The organism is Vibrio coralliirubri (assembly GCF_024347375.1).
Taxonomy (GTDB): domain Bacteria; phylum Pseudomonadota; class Gammaproteobacteria; order Enterobacterales; family Vibrionaceae; genus Vibrio; species Vibrio coralliirubri.
Window position 1 is genome coordinate 1,775,418 of sequence record NZ_AP025470.1, and the last position, 17,118, is coordinate 1,792,535.

Genomic DNA, 17,118 nt, shown 5'->3' on the forward strand with positions numbered 1-17,118 from the left:
ACGACATTTGCGAAAGCGTAAGTAGAAACAAAAAAGCAAACATACATGTGACTCTAGTGTTCTTAAAGCCGATGTACATTTGCCATTGATAACGGATTAGGAAGTTTTAAGCCGTTAGAGAGCCCTTCTCTGAACATAACAGCTCGCCAACCAGTTTAGGCACCTCGATACTCGCCTTGCCGTAACGCTTCTCTTCAAATTCACTTTCAACCGCACTAGGTTCGAGGTTTATCTCGATGGTATGCGCACCATGCATTTTCGCATCATGAACAAAGCCTGCCGCTGGATAAACGACACCTGACGTTCCGATAGAGATAAACAGATCTGCTTCTTCCAGTGCTGAATAGATGTCACCCATTCTTAACGGCATCTCGCCAAACCACACAATATGAGGGCGCATCTGCGCTGGAATTTGACAGCAGTGACAAAGTTCACCGGTTTCGATGTCACCTTTATGCTCGATAACTTGATTCGATTCACTGCAACGTGCTTTTAAAAGTTCACCGTGCATGTGAATAATGTTGTTGCTACCGCCTCTCTCGTGTAGGTTGTCGATGTTCTGAGTGATGATTGTTACTTTGCCATCAAGTTTGTCTTCGAGCTCACCTAGCGCCTTATGGGCGGAGTTTGGTTGAATGCTCTCACCTTGTAAGCCATGGCGACGTTTATTATAGAATGCTTGAACCAAGTCGGGATCTTTAGCAAACCCTTCTGGGGTCGCGACATCCTCGATTTTATGGTTTTCCCATAGCCCGTCTTGTGCTCGGAATGTTTGTATCCCCGACTCCGCAGAGATGCCAGCGCCAGTAAGAATTACGATATTTCGATATGGGAAATGCATACAACGTCCTTTTCAATATGTCACTTTGTAACAGCTTAGCACTGTTCAAATTCCAACAATAGTTTTAGGGATTAGACCATAGTCTTAGGCAACTGAATTCATTGGATATTTGTGACATAACTCGCTTGATGGATACTGCCGTTGTTACTCAAACTCTTGGTTTAGCTTTTCACAGAACCAAAAAAAGCGACCGAAGCCGCTTAGTTCTGTTTAACTGATGCCTACTTGATGAGCTTAAACCCATCAAAGTGAACGACGTTAGTCTTCGTTGATAGACGAGATCTTATGGATTGAAAGATCCGCGCCGTTGAATTCGTCTTCTTCACTTAAACGCAGGCCTGTTAGTTTGCTCAACACACCATAAACAATCATTGCGCCAATCAATGCCACAGCAATACCCGCTAGTGTACCGACAACTTGAGAAGCAAAGCTCACGCCCCCTAGCCCCCAGAATGTTTGCGAACCGAAGATACCTGCTGCAACGCCACCCCAAGCACCACATACGCCGTGCAGAGGCCATACACCCAGTACATCATCGATCTGTGTTTTGTTTTGCATGTAAGTAAATAGGTAAACAAACAGCGCGCCTGCCACGCCGCCCGTCACCAAAGCGCCCAATGGGTGCATTAAATCTGAGCCCGCACAAATAGCGACGAGACCAGCCAAAGGACCATTGTGGATGAAACCTGGGTCATTTTTACCTGCAACTAGAGCCGCAAGAATACCGCCAACCATAGCCATGAGTGAGTTCATCGCCACTAGGCCGCTGATGCCGTTGATTGCTTGTGCAGACATCACGTTAAAGCCAAACCAACCCACACATAAGATCCAAGAACCTAGTGCTAGGAAAGGAATGTTCGATGGTGCAAAGTTAGTGTGTTTACCCGCACGGATTCGACCTTTACGCATCCCTAGGAAGTAAACCGCAACCAAAGCAATCCAACCACCTACTCCGTGAACCACTACAGAGCCTGCGAAGTCATGGAACCCATAACCAAACTGGCCTTCTAGCCAATCTTGGAATCCAAAGTTGCCGTTCCAAATGATGCCTTCAAAAAATGGATAGATGAAACCAACCGTAAACAGTGTCGCAATCAAAATTGGGTAGAAACGTGCACGCTCTGCGATACCGCCTGAAACGATCGCTGGGATTGCCGCAGCGAATGTCATAAGGAAGAAGAACTTCACCAGCTCATACCCGTTGCCTTGCGACAGTGTTTCTGCGTCTGCAAAAAAGTGTGCACCGTAAGCAACCCAGTAACCGATAAAGAAGTAAGCAATGGCGGAGACACCAAAATCCGACAGGATCTTAACGAGCGCGTTTACTTGGTTCTTCTTTCGAACGGTACCGACTTCTAGAAATGCAAAGCCAGCGTGCATCAAGAAAACCATGATGGCACCGAGTAATAGGAATAAAGTATCTGAACTTTGGGTAAGGGTTTGTACTGCACTATGAACTTGAGTCACCGTTTCACTCATTAAAGCATTCTCCTTCGCTTTATCTGATTTGCACTGATATCGTGCGATTCAATGTTGTAATTAATTAAAGACTCAACAGTGAACGCAAGATGCGTTCCAAGTGTGTGGTGTAATTTTCGTGCAACAGTTTTTGCTTTTAACTTACTGATTAATAGTGCATAAATTTATCAGTGCACTTTCTTGGTTCTTAATAAGCGTGAAAATGGAAACAAGAATTGCACCAATTAAGGGAGTTGCACCATATTGAAGCGGTCAATACCATGCTTCATTAAGTTTCGTTGCTGATTAGAAACAAAAAGCCCAATGACCGAAATCATTGGGCTTTCAAAAGGATTATTGTGCTGGATAATTCGCTATCTAATGAGCCAATACTCGACTACAAGTTTGGACCTGTTGTCGGGTTTTGCGGTAGGTTTTGACTTAAACGCTGCATACCTTGATACATACGAATAAACCAAACTACAATCGCAACACCACCAAACAACATGCCTACATACGGGATGTAGTAAGCGATGTCATCGATAATGTGGTTTTGATACCAGTAATCGTTCACACCAATTAACACGCCGTTTGAGGTCGCTACCGTGACGATAAGCACAACAAAGAACGTCAGGTTCAAGAAGAACGAGCGAATCAAGCCGTAGTAATGGGTATCCACTACTTCGCCGTCTTCACCTTTATCTAAACGATAGCCTGCGTAGATAATGGCAATCACACCAGAGAGAAGACAAGTAAATGGTGTAAAGCAGCTTAGGATGTAAGCAACCCAAATACCTTTATGAGGTTTGTTCATTCTTATTCACCCCTTCCGTTTTCTCTGTTGCTGCGTTAGCGCTTTGTTCAACGCCGTTTTTCTCTTGTTCCATCACTTCTTTGTACCAAAGGTCATGGTGCTCTTTTGCCCAAGTTTCATCAACTTCGCCTGTTACCATGCCTTCTAGTGCACCTTCCATACCGAACAAGCCGATGTAGATGTGGAACACAAAGCCACAGATAAGGATCAAAGCAGCCAACATGTGGACTAGGTTTGAAAGCTCCATATCACGACGCGTTTGACCGAAGATTGGGAAGTCTAAAACCAAGCCACTGATCGCAGCGACACTACCCATTACAATCAAGAGCCAGAACAGCGCTTTTTCACCCGCGTTCGAAAACTCTGCAGATGGATGAGAACCTTTATGTTTCCCAACCATACCGCCCAGTTTCATGAACCACTGGACATCGACCATCTTGAAGATAGACTTGCGCCACCACTTGATGAGAACAGCCATCAACAGCACATAGAAAATCGGGCCGATGTAGTTGTGGTATTGCTTCGCCAATAGAACGATGAAGCCCCAAAGGTCCGTTGGTATATACGGCTTCAAGAAGTGCTTACCGTAAACCAACATCAAACCACTGAACGCCAGTGTTAAGAAGGTAAACGCCATACTCCAGTGCAAGGCACGGTCTAGTCGAGACCAACGTTTGATCTTACGGCCGGTTCTTGGTGCACTTAGCATTAGCGGGCCAATCACAACGTACATCAAAGTCACGAAAGCAATACTGCCAAAGATAGCGACGGCACCGGCTGGTGACATCCACTTCTCTTTCAATATGTACCACGTTTGACCCGGAGTACTGATCAACACACCATGCTCAGCTGATTGAGATGTGGTGTAACCTTCCTCACCATTTCTTACTTGTCGCCAAAAATCAGCGCCAGCAAGTTGTGTGATTTCTCGTTGAGCAGAGCTCGATTGAGTTTGTGATGAGTTCGTCTCAGATGCATGACTCATAGGAGAAAGCATTGTTAGTGCTGCCAACATCGGCAGCACAACAAGGAAGAGACGCTTAAACATTGTAAGCATATGTCTCTCCTACTTAGCTCTTAGTCGCATCGTAAGAAAGGTCGTTGCCGTCTGTCCAACCTGCACCTTTCGCACCACGTTCAACAACACGCTGACGGAATACATCAGAGACTTTCTCTGCATCACCCGCTAGCAGTGCTTTGGTTGAACATAAAGAAGCACACATTGGTAGTTTGCCTTCAGCGATACGGTTCGCACCGTACTTCTGACGCTCTTCAACAGAACCTGGCTCTGTTTCAGGGCCACCTGCACAGAACGTACATTTGTCCATCTTACCGCGCTCACCAAATGCTTCCTGTTTAGGGAATTGCGGTGCGCCAAACGGACAAGCAAACAAGCAGTAACCACAACCGATACACAGATCTTTATTGTGAAGTACGATGCCGTCTTCTGTATGTTCAAAACAGTCCGCAGGACAAACTGCCATACATGGTGCATCAGTACAGTGCATACACGCTACTGAGATAGAGTTTTCACCCGGTTCACCGTCGTTTAGTGTTACAACGCGGCGACGCTGAATACCCCATTCCAGAGCATCATCATTTTCATTCTTACATGCAGTGACACAACCGTTACATTCGATACAACGCTTGGTGTCACAAAGAAATTTCATTCTAGCCATTTTAAGACTCCTTACGCTTTACGAATATTACAAAGGGTTACTTTCGTTTCCTGCATCAACGTGACAGGGTCGTAACCGTATGTGGTTGCTGTGTTAGCAGCTTCACCAATAACGTAAGGATCAGTGCCTTCTGGATACTTAGAACGCAAATCTTCGCCTTCGAACTTACCACCGAAGTGGAATGGGATGAACGCCAGACCCGGTTTCACACGACGAGTTACCATCGCTTTAACCTTAATTCGGCCCTTCTCAGCACCCTCAACCCAAACGTCATCGCCATCTTTAAAGCCAATGTCGTTTGCATCTTTCGGGTTCACTTCAACAAACATCTCTTGTTGCAGTTCTGCTAGCCAAGGGTTAGAACGAGTTTCTTCACCACCACCTTCGTATTCAACCAGACGACCAGAAGTAAGAATAATCGGGTATTCACCAGACTTGTCTTGCTCTTGGATTGACTTGTACAACGTAGGAACACGGAAGATTGCTTCCTTGTCATCCCATGTTGGGTAGTCAGTAACTAGGTCACGACGCGGTGTGTAAAGTGGTTCACGGTGCAGTGGTACGCGGTCTGGGAATGTCCAAACAATCGCACGCGCTTTCGCGTTACCAAAAGGAATACAACCATGCTTGATAGCCACACGTTGAATGCCGCCAGAAACGTCAGTCTTCCAGTTTTTACCTTCAGCAGAGGCTTTCTCTTCTGCTGTTAGGTCATCCCACCAACCCAGTTGCTTCAGTAGTTTGTCACTGAACTCTGGGTAACCATCTTTGATTTCGCTGCCTTTTGAGTAGCTGTCTTCCGCCAATAGGCTTTGACCTTCAAATTCGACACCGAAACGAGTACGGAAGTTACCACCACCTTCAGCGACAGTCTTAGACGTATCGTAAAGGATATGCGTACCTGGGTGTTTCATCTCTGGGTTGCCCCAACATGGCCAAGGCAGACCGTAAGTCTCGCCATTCGCTGGGCCGCCTTCTGCAGCAAGCGTGGTTTTGTGGAACGTGTGCCAGTTTTGTTGGTGCTCTTTCAAACGCTCTGGGCTTTGACCTGTGTAACCGATCGTCCACATACCTTTGTTGAATTCACGTGTGATGTCTTCAATCAATGGTTGGTTGTTCTCAACACGGATGTTTTTGAACAGCTGATCAGAGAAACCAAGCTTCTTAGAAAGAAGGTACATGATTTCGTGGTCAGGCTTAGATTCGAACAGAGGATCAACAACCTTGTCACGCCACTGTAGAGAACGGTTTGATGCCGTTACACTGCCGTAGGTTTCAAATTGAGTGGTTGCAGGAAGCAAGTAAACGCCGTCGGTACGATCGTTCATTACCGCTGCAACTGTTGGGTATGGGTCAACAATAACCATCATATCCAGCTTCTGCATCGCCTTCTTCATCTCTGGACCACGAGTCTGAGAGTTCACCGCGTGACCCCAGTAGAACATGGCACGGATGTTTTCGCGCTGACGAATCTTGTCTTTGTCTTCAAGCACGCCATCAACCCAACGAGAGACAGGAATACCTGCACTGTTCATTGGTTTTTGACCACCGTATGCGTTGTCGTCAAATCGCCCTTTAACCCAGTCAAAGTCGATATCCCAAACTTTAGACCAATGGCGCCAAGAACCTTCAGACAAGCCGTAGTAACCCGGTAGTGTGTCTGATAGTACGCCAAGGTCAGTTGCGCCTTGTACGTTATCGTGACCACGGAAAATGTTTGCACCGCCACCTGATTTACCGATGTTACCGAGCGCAAGCTCAAGTACACAGTAAGCACGTGTGTTGTTGTTACCCGTAGTATGTTGAGTACCACCCATACACCAAACGATACAACCCGGACGGTTCTCTGAAAGCAGTTTTGCTGTGTGGTAAACGTCTTCTTCGCTAACGCCTGTTACACGCTCAACTTCTGCTGGGTTCCACTTCGCAACTTCTTCACGGATCTCGTCCATGCCGAATACACGTTGGCGGATGAATTCTTGGTCTTCCCACTTGTTAGCAAAGACATGCCATAACACACCCCAGATAAACGCAACGTCTGAACCTGGGCGAAGAGAAACATAGTGATCAGATTTCGCAGCAGTACGCGTACGACGAGGATCCGCAACAACGATCTTACAGTTGTTCTTCTCTTTCGCGATTAAGATATGTTGCATCGCAACTGGGTGAGCTTCTGCAGGGTTCGAACCAATGAACAGCATCGACTTACAATTGTGCATGTCATTGAACGAGTTTGTCATCGCACCGTAACCCCAAGTGTTTGCAACACCGGCTACTGTGGTTGAGTGACAAATACGCGCTTGGTGGTCAACGTTGTTGGTACCCCAAAGCGACGCCATCTTACGGAATGCGTAAGCTTGCTCATTACTGTGTTTTGCACTACCTAGGAAGTAAACGGAATCAGGGCCTGACTCTTTACGAAGTTCTAGCGCTTTGTTGCCGATCTCTTCAATCGCTTGTTCCCAAGAAAGCTTCTTCCACTTACCGCCTTCCAATTTCATTGGGTACTTAAGACGACGTTCACCGTGGCCGTGTTCACGCAGAGCTGCACCTTTCGCACAGTGTCCACCAGCGTTGAATGGGTGATCGAACGCAGGCTCTTGACCTGTCCAAACACCGTTTTGAACTTCAGCGTAAATACCACAGCCCACAGAACAGTGAGAACAGATAGTACGTTTCACTTCTGTTTTCGCTTCTGGATCGACTGATTTAGCTTGCGCCTTTTTCATCATACCCGGAGCGAATAGACTTGCGCCTACTACCGCGCCACCAGCGGCTAGTGAAGTGTTTTTCATGAAGGCACGTCGAGACACACCCAGTTGATTGGTTTCTTTGCTCACACTATCGGAGCGTTTGACAAGTTTCATCCGTTATCTCCTAAAGTGTGTCGTAGTAATCGCGAATGTGTTGCGTTTCACGATAGCCCGTCTTCTTCATGTCTTCTTTCGGCATTTCAACCGTTTCTGAAGCAGTTGCCACTTTCGTTGTACCAGCGACAACGGCACCAGCAACGGCTGCAGTCGTTAAGCCTTTGAGTAAGTCCCTACGGCTTGTGTTTATTTCTTTATTATCTTTCATCATTGCTTCCTTACCTTACGGTAGATCTTTTTGGAGGCTTAATGCCCCTCTATCGATATAATCGCGTACTGCTCGATTACTCGTAATCAGTGACGTTTTTCACATCAATCTTTAATTTATGCTTACTGCTTTTGGTATTAACGCTAAAACGCACTTGCTCTAACGTTAGGAATGCTTCACACAGCTGAGCCGCTGTTTGGTAGAAATTCGCACTTTCTGCACTTTCAAGCTGACGCGTAAAAGAGTTGAACCAAGGGCCAAGATGCTTATTGAAAACGGCTTGTTGAAGCGCTTCTTCTTCACCGGTTAGCATGGCCATTACTTCACACAATGCAGCAATATGATCTTCTGGCTCTTTCACCTGATCATCACGCTCAATGCCTAAAAGCTCTAAATCATGACGTATCTCTGCCAATGGTTTTTCCATCATGGCGCCAGTTCTATGCCAAGAACCAAATGGAACAATCTCTCCACGGCCAATGCCAATGAACAGGTCTTGATATTCGTCTTCTAATGCTTCGCGATTTGATTCCGTTGCCGCTTGTTGAATCGCAATCCAAGCTTTTTGCATTGCGCTCTCAGACGCTTCAATGTCTAGCGTCTTTAGGAAATCAATCACCTCTTCAGAAGGCGCGCTACGAAACAATGCAGAAAGAACCAAATAGATTTCAGTTCTTAGTGTCTGTTCTTGCTTTAATTCTTTTGCGAGCTCAGGTGTTTGTGCTTGATCTAAATGAGTATCCAATGCCAACTCCTAGTATTTCAGTTGTTTCAATGGGTCTTGAGCCATCGAATCAAACATATCTATCACACGGCAGTCTTCACACATCGCAATACGATTGATTGCTGATTCGTCTGAAAAATGAGAGTGACCGCGTAACTTATTTTGTAACATGTCAATCATAGACTGCGGTGCGAATGGCTTATGACAACGAATGCATTCCGCTGCTTTCTCTTCATGAATCACAACGGCCTTCTGACGTTCTTCTTTCACCCAGTTCATACGAGGCGTTAGAGTCAGAACATTTTCAGGACACGCCTTTTCACACAGACCACATTGAATACAGTCTTGTTCTACAAACTTAAGTGATGGAGATGCGCCGTCGGTGTGAAGAGCACGCGTAGGACAAACCGCCACACAGCTCATACACAAAGTACAATCTTTGCTTTCACACGAAACCGTGCCATATGGCGCATTCGAAGGAAGCTCAACAATGTTCTCAACTGGAATTCGAGATGAAGACATTGCATCAAGTGCTGTGAACAGGCGTTGACGCTTATTGCCTTGAAGATCACCAAGTGCAAGATCGAATGAATCTACACACAGAGTTGGAGGACCTTCACGTAGAGATTCTAAATATAGGATATCGATGGTTTCTTTTGGAACACCGATTTGGTCTAGTAACTCTTGAGCGATCCCTACTTCGTTATTCAGAACACGAATGATGGTTTCTGGCATAAAACGAGAAGCAGCAAACAGGACTTGAGTTGCGCCATTCACTAACGCTGCAAACCAAGTATCGATACCAATAGAAGGCAGTTCTTCAACAACGATTGGAATCACGTTATCTGGCAGTGCTTTTAGCGCCATCACATTGTAAGTCTCATGACGAGAGCTACAGATAAGTACGATTGGATCCAGACCGCCCGCTTGCTCATAGTTCGCTAGCGTACGCTCAATAAACTTTTGAGTATCGTCAGGGTTTGGAAGCGCATAGGTAATAGCTTCTGTAGGACAGCTTGTTGCACAAGTACCAACGCCTTGACATAGGTAAGGGTTAATCTCGATCTTGTGACCCGTCTTATCAGAGCCTTCACTTGATAGTGCGCCAGCAGGACAAGCATCTACACAACGCTCACAGCCTTTTACGCCACGAGAACTGTGCGCGCAAAGGTCAGTGTCTAGACGGAAGAACTTAGGCTTATCAAATGTGCCCATAAGCGTTGGAATCTCTTCCAGTGCTTCAGCCAGTTTTGGATAGCCACGGCCTACTGGGTAATAACCCGGTACTGGCACTTCTTCTGTCATGCAGCTATTCAGACATAGGTCTAGAACAACATCGAAACAATCGTGATTAATCGCGATCTTCGCTAGGTTGCTTGATGTGCCTTTACTTTCGATTACAACTTCAAACGTGCCAAGGAAACCGGATACTTGAACCGAATTCGCGAAGTACAGTTCTGGGTTTGTGCCCTTTTCACCGTCTGTTGACAATAAGGTTAGGCTCGTCAATTGAGGTAATTGAGCCGCAGCACTTTCAATGATCGCAGTTGGACCAATGACAAGAGTATTACCGCCGCTTTCGTAGCTAACAGTAGGTGGAATCAGATTTGTTAACTCAACTGTATTTTCAAATGCATACAGTCTTGCTTTAGCGTTATTTGAAGTTGCTTGTTCTAATAATTGTTTAAGCATTGCTCAGTTCCATCTTTGGACATGGATAATCTGTTCAACCTTCATTGTAGTAAGCGATAGAGAACTTGCTGAGTAATCCGTTAACAACTAACCCTTTAGCCAGTGTGTCGTTGGTCAGACCGTGAACTCGTCTATCTACAAAAAAGTTGATAATGAACGTTATTTAGCAAATGCCATGCCAATTTAATATGCCTTATATATCAGTAATTTAATCCTTTATAGCGTTTATTGTGCGTATAAAAAAACCGCTTGGGACATTTTGTCGCAAGCGGTTCATTGAGTGTTTAGTCAAAATGTACCTATTCTTTGTGTGGTATATTTTGTCCCATCTCTTTCAGGTCAGCTTCGTCTGACACTGTAGCGTTATTATCTGATACTGTGTTTTTATACAGTTCATTTTCTTGTTCGGTTATTTCGGCACTTTCTGACGTTTCAAATTCATGATCAGATACCTCAAGATCGCTTTCAGAATTTTCTAAAACCTCATCTTCGTCTTTATTATCAATGACTTGCTCTTCTTCTGGCGCAGTTTCTTCTTCCGTTTTGTCTTTAACCCAATCACGCAAGGTTTCCGCAACCCCTTCAGAAAGAGACTTCAAATTACTGTAATCGTCGTCGTAATCATCTAAACCATCACGAATGTTGAACTCTTCTGAGAGGAATAATTTACGCAATGCCGCTTTTTTTACGCTCTCTGAGGCTTCTGACACCAATAATTGAGCAACAGACAAGTCTTCAGTCGTTTCTGATGCTATCTCCTGAGATTCAATAGCTTGAGAATCGACAGCATGAGCGTCTTCATTCTGTTCTGGAGACTCATTTTCTAGAGCACCATTTTCTAAAGTCTCACGCTCTAATGACTCCGATGTTTCTGCGTCTATAGATGAAGCAGCAGACGAAGTCTTTGCGGAAGTAAGCTCAGTTTCCTCAAGAGTTTGTTGCGCTTCTAATGGTTGGTCGGTCGATTCATCAAGCTTTCGTTGAGACCAACGGCTAAAAAAGTTAGTTGCCATTTGATCGACCCGCGCCTTTACGTTTCTTACGTCTTGCTTCTAATAACTCGCCATGACGACCGATGAATGCTTCCATCCAAGCTTGTACAGGCAATGGAATGTCGTATGAAAGGACTTGGTTGTCACCGTCCATGTATTGCCCTGCAACGGTTTGTGATGCTGTAAGTAACTGAATGACGGGCTTAACGCCAGAATCAACATTATCCATTACTAAGAAAAGCTTAGGTTGCTGCGAGCTGAGGTTGAAACGATAGTCTGTACGCTCGTCTTTATGTAGTTGGAGCAAACAAACGTCTTGGGCATTATCTTCTGGCGACAGTTCAAACCCCGTCAATTCCCATTGCGTCGTTACCCAGATACCTGTTTTGATCTCTTTCTCTATTCTTTGGACACCGATTGGCCAAGCTGCTTCTGTTTTTTCATATTGTTCTTTGAATTCTTTTATCTCAGACATACTTCACCCAATTGATTTTCTTTGGTCTGAATGCACTTAGGACATTTTGTACTGTGTGCATTCATATACACCCCATAAAGCAATAAACACGCCAATACGGATTAACTGCGAGAGCGTATCTATAGCGTTCGTTATCAAGTTGTCACTATAACGTTAGTCGATACTGGTTATTTCAGACAACTCCACCCGGTGAACTCTCATATTTTGCGCTATTTTAATCTAATGCTTCATGTTTCCATCAATCCCCGTTATTTTGGAATAAGATTTGCTTTAGCTAATTCGCTAATGTTATTCACAGAGCTATGGCATGTTCGAAACGATAATCGAAACCTAGGCTATAGCGAACTAACAAACTAGCGCATTGATGAATGAGAGCCTTATTGCTCTTGTTGACTTCTTATCTCATAAAATCGCTATCTCATTAAGTAGGAAATGACTGTGGTAAAACCAAACATAATAAAAACCAGTGAGAACCCACTTCAGACAATCGAGGTTGAAGTGTTTGATGAATATGGCGAAAAGCTAACAAAACAGATCGCGTGTGAGCGCCCTCTTACCGTGATGTTGAACTGGAAAGAGATCGTAACCTTAATGACATTGGGCTCTCGTCCTGAGTCATTAGTATTAGGCTATTTGAAGAACCAAAGCTTCCTTTCCGATCCCGAAGCGGTTGAATCCATTATCATCGATTGGGAAACCAGCTCTGCTGCGGTTATCACCAAAGAAGACACGAGCCAACTTGAGCAAGCGCTTAAGAAGAAGACAGTAACCTCTGGCTGCGGTCAGGGCACCATGTATGGCAACGTAATGAAGCAGTTGGAAGATTACCAAGTGCCTCAAAACAAGATTAAACAATCTGAAATCTATACAGCGCTTGAAGCGTTGACTCATTACAACGATACCTACAAGAAAGCAGGCGCAGTGCACGGTTGTGCGGTTTGCAAAGACGACAAGGTTCTATCGTTTGTTGAAGATGTTGGTCGACACAATGCCGTTGATACGTTGGCTGGTGAGATGTGGCTTAACAAAGAGACCGGTGAAGACAAGATCTTCTATACCACAGGCCGTTTAACGTCTGAGATGGTGATTAAGGTTGCTCAGATGGGTATCCCTGTTTTGCTATCACGTTCTGGCGTAACGCAAATGGGTTTAGACTTGGCTCAGAAGTTCGGCATCACAACCATTGCTCGCGCTAAAGGTTTACGCTTCCAAGTGTTCACGGGTGCAGACAAGATCGACTTTGATGTTAAAGGCGAACAATCAGCGTAAGTTCTTTAAAGGCACACTTCTCTAAAGGCAAATGCTATCTAAAGCTAGTTTTCTGGTGAACTTATATAAGGTGTAGGCGAAGGCTTGCACCTTTTTCTTTTGTGTCCTCTATTCGATTTACTCTCCTTACTGTTCCCTCTGCTTGCTCCATCATTCTATTCGCATAATTTTAACAGCCAGTTCGCTGTTACCACCCTTTCTGCACATTATTTCAGCAACAGAACGCGCTTAATATTGCCGTTTAGTTTTACTTAACGTTGATTTCAAAATTACTAGATATACCAAACATTAACAATTCTTTATCTTATGCTCCGTGAACAGAACGAAGCACGCACTTATCGTGCTGCTTGGCGAAAGTTTCACTTCTTTGAATGCTCACTTCGAAGAAAACACATAAGAAAAAAGAATTGGATAACAATATGAAACAGCCTTTAAAAGCTTTAGCAATAGCTCTTGGATTGACCTTGGGCGCCAACTGTCACGCAATTGAACTTAAGCCGGTCGATACCGACTTTACATTACAAATACTGGGTTCGGGTGGTCCTATCTCGGATGACCTACGTGCATCATCAGGTGAAATCGTATGGTGGAAAGGCAAATCACGAATCATGATTGATGCCGGTGGCGGTGTTTACCTGCGTTTCGGTCAAGCGGGTGCAAAACTTGAAGACCTAGATTTCATGGGTATCACTCACTTCCATACCGATCACGTCAATGACATGCCCGCTCTTCTTAAAGGCGGCTACTTCTTTGAACGTGAAAAGGCGTTGGAGATTTCAGGTCCAGCCGCAGGTTCTGCCTTCCCAAGCCTCAACGGTTACTTTGCAGCGAACTTTGACCCAGACCATGGCGCATACGCTTACCTTGCTGGCTTATACGATGGAACCGATGGTCTATTCCCAGTCAATCTTACCGATGTTGACTATCAATCCACAGTGCCAACCGTCGTTTACGAAAAAGATGGTTTGAAAATCACTGCTCTGGGTATTCCTCATGGTGATGTGCCTTGTCTCGCTTACCGAATAGAAAGTGAAGAAGGCGTGATGGTGATTTCAGCTGACCAAAACGGTAGCAACCCGGCGTTCTTAGATTTCGCTCGTGGTGCCGACATCATGATGATGCCAATGGCGATTCATGAACAAGCTGATGGTGTCTCTACATTCATGCACGCTAAGCCTTCTGTCATTGGTGAAATTGCGAAAGAGATCAATCCAAAAATGTTGGTACTTAACCACTGGATGGGTCTAGGCCTTAAGCGCAAATCTGAATCAATCAAAATTGTACGCGAATACTACGACGGACCAATCATGTCTGGTCGTGATTTAGCGAGCTTCCCTATGTCTGCTGTAAAGGAGAAATAATATGAACAACAAAATCGCCCTATCAATCGCGATCACGTCTGTGATTAGCCTTAACTCTGCAATGGCATTTGCTGATGCACCTGCCGAAGCCCCTGTTGAAGCTAAACAATCTTCAGGACACGGTGGTAAATGTGCTGCGGGTAAATGTGGTACAGAAAAACGCTTCGAAAAAGCGGAACTGACAAGCAACCCTCAAGACCGTTTAGTGCGCGCTCGTGACGGGAAATGTGGCTTAACGGCTGAAGGTATCTCGCCAAGCAAAGAGCGCATCCTAACGGCGAATAGCAAGGTGACAGGTGGAGTATGTGGCCAGTAGAAACGCATAAAACTAAAGCTTTAAAAACTAAGGCTTTAGCATCAAATGACCAAGCCCCTAAAAGCAGCGAGTTAAACCATAAAGTGCGAACCATTCAGAATACAGACAAAGGCATTGGGCTACGCAGTGAGCATATTGAACTGCTCGCTCGTTCCCCAAAGCACCCTGATATTGATTTTCTGGAATTGGCTCCCGAGAACTGGATGAGCTTAGGTGGTCTTAAGCGCGAACAACTACAGGATATAGCGAAGCAATACCCTTTGATCGCACACGGTTTAAGCTTATCCATTGGAGATTGTCAGCCGCTTAACACGAAGTTTGTACGTCAGGTTGGTCAATTTCTCGATGAACTGAATATTCAGGTATACAGCGAGCATTTGAGCTTCTCTCGAGACAGCCAAGGGTATCTGTATGAACTGTTACCCGTGCCACGTCACGCAGAAAACATCGGCTATTTAGCGGACAGAATCAAGCAAGTCCAAGACATCATTCAACGTCCTTTGGTAATGGAGAACATCTCTTATTACCACAACTACGGAGATGAGATGCCTGAGGGTGAGTTTGTCGCTGAAATAGCAAAGCGCAGTGGCTGTGAGTTGTTGGTCGACATCAACAATCTCTACGTGAACAGTCAGAACCACCACTTTGATGCCGCTGAAATGCTTAAGGCTTTACCAAGCGATGCTATTCGCTACTACCACATTGCTGGGCATTTAGTTGAAAGTGATGGCTCAGGTGGAAGTAACAAATCGCTGATTGATACCCACGGTATGCCGGTACAGCAAGCGGTTATTGACTTGGCGCGTTACACCTTCTCTATTCATGGCAGTAAACCGTTATTGCTCGAAAGAGACAACAACGTACCGCCTTTGGTCGTGCTGACTGAGGAATTACGAACGATGCACAGTCAGGTTCTAGATGCTGGTGTTGCTCATCGCCCAATGAATCAGGAGTTGGTTTATGCATAACCCTCCTAGCATGATGATTACTCAAACACACGCACTAACCGCACTGATACGTTCGCCACTTGAAGACAACGCAGTGTGTCGATACAGCGAGTTCATTAGAGACAACGTATTTGGTGTATTGAACAACACATTCCCGCTGTTTTGCCAGCAAGTCGACCAAGACCAACTACTGATATTGGTTGATGAGTTTGTTGTCGTGCATTACGCCTCAGAGCCAGAGTTTCATCATATAGCCACTGAGTTTGTCAGCTTTATCCAGCGTCGCACTCAACCAATGGGTATGTCTAATCTGAGTGATTTGTCTACTTTGAGTGCGAGTCATGATCTTACAGCCGACCAGCTAGCGGTGTTGGAGTATGAATGGTGTGCCTTTTGCGTTGAGATTGACGCTTCAAAGCAAGTATTGCCGATGTCATGGACGGGTGACCTTCGTGTTGATGAACAACAGCTTCAATTGGGTTTGTTAGTCAACAGTACGATGAAGCTCGTACAGGTACCTTTCCTTGTTCATGGTGAGTCACTGACGTTTCTAACACAAAGGCGACACCCCATTTATTACGCGATTTATCGCGACCGTGACCAACGCGTCAACACGATAAAACTAAGAGAAATTGATGTTGCGATTATTCAAATAATTCAACAACAACCAAATCGTTCTTTAGCCGATATAAAACAAATAATTGCTCAACAATTGGCGAGATTCGAGTTTATTAATTGGGTCGAACATTTCAGTGAAGTTGAACTGATTGGCGTTCACTCTTTAGGAGAAAAATTATGATTAAGTCAGCCCTCAGCTGGTACGACGCTATTGTCGAAAAATGCAAACAATACGATTACTTAGTACTACTTTCAGTACGTCTTTATTTGATTCCGGTGATTTATGTCGGTGCACGCTCTAAAGTGCTGGGCTTCTCGGGAACAGTGGCATGGTTTGGTGCTTCAGCAGCCGACGGTGGTCTTAACCTTCCCTTCCCTGAGCTACTGGCATTTCTAGCGGCAGCGACCGAAGTATTAGGTTGTATCTGTATCGCGTTAGGTCTGTTTACTCGCTTTATCTCGATTCCAATGATTTTCATGATGAGCGTAGCAAGTGCAATGGTTCACTGGAAACACGGTTGGGATGCGATTGCGACTGGTGGTATGGAAGCAACCGTTCGTCTTAACGGCTTCATCGAATGGCTCGCGGTTAACTTCCCAGGTCGTTACAACTACATCACAGAACTTGGCGACCCGGTAATGCTGAACAACGGTATGGAGTTCGCAGGAACCTACTTCGTGATGTTGTTAGTACTGCTTGTTTACGGTGGTGGCCGTTACGTGAGTGCAGATTACTGGCTGCGTAAACAGTTCTCTAAAAAACAAAACAAAGCACTTCGTTGGTAATAGATTCTTTTCACACAGCTACATGTAAAACCCTTAATTAGTTCTCTCTAATTATCATCTTATTTTCC

17 protein-coding genes are annotated in these 17,118 nt (G+C 45.0%); 6 read left to right on the forward strand and 11 right to left on the reverse strand.

All coding sequences use genetic code 11. From position 1 onward, the window contains the following. Positions 1-106 precede the first annotated feature (106 nt). From cobB to OCV20_RS08030, 11 genes are all read right to left on the reverse strand, one after another. Positions 107-841: a Sir2 family NAD+-dependent deacetylase gene (gene cobB, locus OCV20_RS07980; RefSeq protein ID WP_048615943.1), complete on the reverse strand. Its 735-nt coding sequence runs from the start codon at positions 839-841 to the stop codon at positions 107-109. A 258-nt stretch (positions 842-1,099) separates the two neighbouring features. Continuing rightward, positions 1,100-2,320 carry an ammonium transporter gene (locus OCV20_RS07985; protein WP_086774437.1) on the reverse strand — a complete coding sequence of 407 codons (1,221 nt, stop codon included), beginning with the start codon at positions 2,318-2,320 and terminating at the stop codon, positions 1,100-1,102. A gap of 376 nt (positions 2,321-2,696) precedes the next feature. Next, positions 2,697-3,113 carry a hypothetical protein gene (locus OCV20_RS07990; RefSeq protein WP_010440849.1) on the reverse strand — a complete coding sequence of 139 codons (417 nt, stop codon included), beginning with the start codon at positions 3,111-3,113 and terminating at the stop codon, positions 2,697-2,699. Further along, positions 3,097-4,170: a formate dehydrogenase subunit gamma gene (locus OCV20_RS07995; RefSeq protein ID WP_017068194.1), complete on the reverse strand. Its 1,074-nt coding sequence runs from the start codon at positions 4,168-4,170 to the stop codon at positions 3,097-3,099. The genes OCV20_RS07990 and OCV20_RS07995 overlap by 17 nt, the downstream gene beginning before the upstream one ends. A gap of 13 nt (positions 4,171-4,183) precedes the next feature. Continuing rightward, positions 4,184-4,792, reverse strand: a complete 609-nt coding sequence (gene fdh3B, locus OCV20_RS08000) for a formate dehydrogenase FDH3 subunit beta (RefSeq protein WP_004742271.1) — start codon at positions 4,790-4,792, stop codon at positions 4,184-4,186. An 11-nt stretch (positions 4,793-4,803) separates the two neighbouring features. Next, on the reverse strand, positions 4,804-7,659 hold the full coding sequence (locus OCV20_RS08005; RefSeq protein ID WP_086774438.1) for a formate dehydrogenase subunit alpha: 2,856 nt from the start codon (positions 7,657-7,659) through the stop codon (positions 4,804-4,806). A 10-nt stretch (positions 7,660-7,669) separates the two neighbouring features. Further along, complete coding sequence (locus OCV20_RS08010; RefSeq protein WP_004733728.1) at positions 7,670-7,870, reverse strand: twin-arginine translocation signal domain-containing protein; 201 nt, start codon at positions 7,868-7,870, stop codon at positions 7,670-7,672. Positions 7,871-7,946: 76 nt separating this feature from the next. Next, entirely contained in the window at positions 7,947-8,615 is a 669-nt protein-coding gene (locus OCV20_RS08015; protein ID WP_414503110.1) for a TorD/DmsD family molecular chaperone, read from the reverse strand. A gap of 9 nt (positions 8,616-8,624) precedes the next feature. Beyond that, positions 8,625-10,286 (reverse strand): 4Fe-4S dicluster domain-containing protein, encoded by a 1,662-nt coding sequence (locus OCV20_RS08020; protein WP_086774440.1) that lies wholly within the window; start codon positions 10,284-10,286, stop codon positions 8,625-8,627. A 299-nt stretch (positions 10,287-10,585) separates the two neighbouring features. Continuing rightward, positions 10,586-11,299 (reverse strand): DUF3306 domain-containing protein, encoded by a 714-nt coding sequence (locus OCV20_RS08025; RefSeq protein ID WP_086774441.1) that lies wholly within the window; start codon positions 11,297-11,299, stop codon positions 10,586-10,588. Continuing rightward, positions 11,289-11,753: a DUF3305 domain-containing protein gene (locus OCV20_RS08030; RefSeq protein ID WP_050649915.1), complete on the reverse strand. Its 465-nt coding sequence runs from the start codon at positions 11,751-11,753 to the stop codon at positions 11,289-11,291. The genes OCV20_RS08025 and OCV20_RS08030 overlap by 11 nt, the downstream gene beginning before the upstream one ends. A 438-nt stretch (positions 11,754-12,191) precedes the next feature. On the opposite strand from OCV20_RS08030, the gene OCV20_RS08035 reads away from it, so the two are divergent. The 6 genes from OCV20_RS08035 (at position 12,192) to OCV20_RS08060 (ending at position 17,050) form a co-directional block, all read left to right on the forward strand. Then, positions 12,192-13,022, forward strand: a complete 831-nt coding sequence (locus OCV20_RS08035; protein WP_048611568.1) for a formate dehydrogenase accessory sulfurtransferase FdhD — start codon at positions 12,192-12,194, stop codon at positions 13,020-13,022. 419 nt (positions 13,023-13,441) lie between these two features. Further along, positions 13,442-14,383: an MBL fold metallo-hydrolase gene (locus tag OCV20_RS08040; protein WP_046225231.1), complete on the forward strand. Its 942-nt coding sequence runs from the start codon at positions 13,442-13,444 to the stop codon at positions 14,381-14,383. Position 14,384: 1 nt separating this feature from the next. Then, on the forward strand, positions 14,385-14,699 hold the full coding sequence (locus tag OCV20_RS08045; protein WP_004733741.1) for a hypothetical protein: 315 nt from the start codon (positions 14,385-14,387) through the stop codon (positions 14,697-14,699). 83 nt (positions 14,700-14,782) lie between these two features. Beyond that, positions 14,783-15,667 (forward strand): MbnB/TglH/ChrH family RiPP precursor modification enzyme, encoded by an 885-nt coding sequence (locus OCV20_RS08050; RefSeq protein WP_086774446.1) that lies wholly within the window; start codon positions 14,783-14,785, stop codon positions 15,665-15,667. Continuing rightward, on the forward strand, positions 15,660-16,445 hold the full coding sequence (locus OCV20_RS08055) for an HvfC family peptide modification chaperone (protein ID WP_046225232.1): 786 nt from the start codon (positions 15,660-15,662) through the stop codon (positions 16,443-16,445). The genes OCV20_RS08050 and OCV20_RS08055 overlap by 8 nt, the downstream gene beginning before the upstream one ends. Next, positions 16,442-17,050: an HvfX family Cu-binding RiPP maturation protein gene (locus OCV20_RS08060; protein WP_017083666.1), complete on the forward strand. Its 609-nt coding sequence runs from the start codon at positions 16,442-16,444 to the stop codon at positions 17,048-17,050. Before OCV20_RS08055 ends, OCV20_RS08060 begins: the two co-directional genes overlap by 4 nt. The last annotated feature ends 68 nt before the right edge of the window (positions 17,051-17,118 follow it).

Bases quoted from the DNA above. Each gene is read 5' to 3' on its own strand.
- cobB (WP_048615943.1), bottom strand. From the start codon at position 841: ATGCATTTCCCATATCGAAATATCGTAATTCTTACTGGCGCTGGCATC.
- OCV20_RS07985 (WP_086774437.1), bottom strand. From the start codon at position 2,320: ATGAGTGAAACGGTGACTCAAGTTCATAGTGCAGTACAAACCCTTACC.
- OCV20_RS07990 (WP_010440849.1), bottom strand. From the start codon at position 3,113: ATGAACAAACCTCATAAAGGTATTTGGGTTGCTTACATCCTAAGCTGC.
- OCV20_RS07995 (WP_017068194.1), bottom strand. From the start codon at position 4,170: ATGCTTACAATGTTTAAGCGTCTCTTCCTTGTTGTGCTGCCGATGTTG.
- fdh3B (WP_004742271.1), bottom strand. From the start codon at position 4,792: ATGGCTAGAATGAAATTTCTTTGTGACACCAAGCGTTGTATCGAATGT.
- OCV20_RS08005 (WP_086774438.1), bottom strand. From the start codon at position 7,659: ATGAAACTTGTCAAACGCTCCGATAGTGTGAGCAAAGAAACCAATCAA.
- OCV20_RS08010 (WP_004733728.1), bottom strand. From the start codon at position 7,870: ATGAAAGATAATAAAGAAATAAACACAAGCCGTAGGGACTTACTCAAA.
- OCV20_RS08020 (WP_086774440.1), bottom strand. From the start codon at position 10,286: ATGCTTAAACAATTATTAGAACAAGCAACTTCAAATAACGCTAAAGCA.
- OCV20_RS08025 (WP_086774441.1), bottom strand. From the start codon at position 11,299: ATGGCAACTAACTTTTTTAGCCGTTGGTCTCAACGAAAGCTTGATGAA.
- OCV20_RS08030 (WP_050649915.1), bottom strand. From the start codon at position 11,753: ATGTCTGAGATAAAAGAATTCAAAGAACAATATGAAAAAACAGAAGCA.
- OCV20_RS08040 (WP_046225231.1), top strand. From the start codon at position 13,442: ATGAAACAGCCTTTAAAAGCTTTAGCAATAGCTCTTGGATTGACCTTG.
- OCV20_RS08045 (WP_004733741.1), top strand. From the start codon at position 14,385: ATGAACAACAAAATCGCCCTATCAATCGCGATCACGTCTGTGATTAGC.
- OCV20_RS08055 (WP_046225232.1), top strand. From the start codon at position 15,660: ATGCATAACCCTCCTAGCATGATGATTACTCAAACACACGCACTAACC.
- OCV20_RS08060 (WP_017083666.1), top strand. From the start codon at position 16,442: ATGATTAAGTCAGCCCTCAGCTGGTACGACGCTATTGTCGAAAAATGC.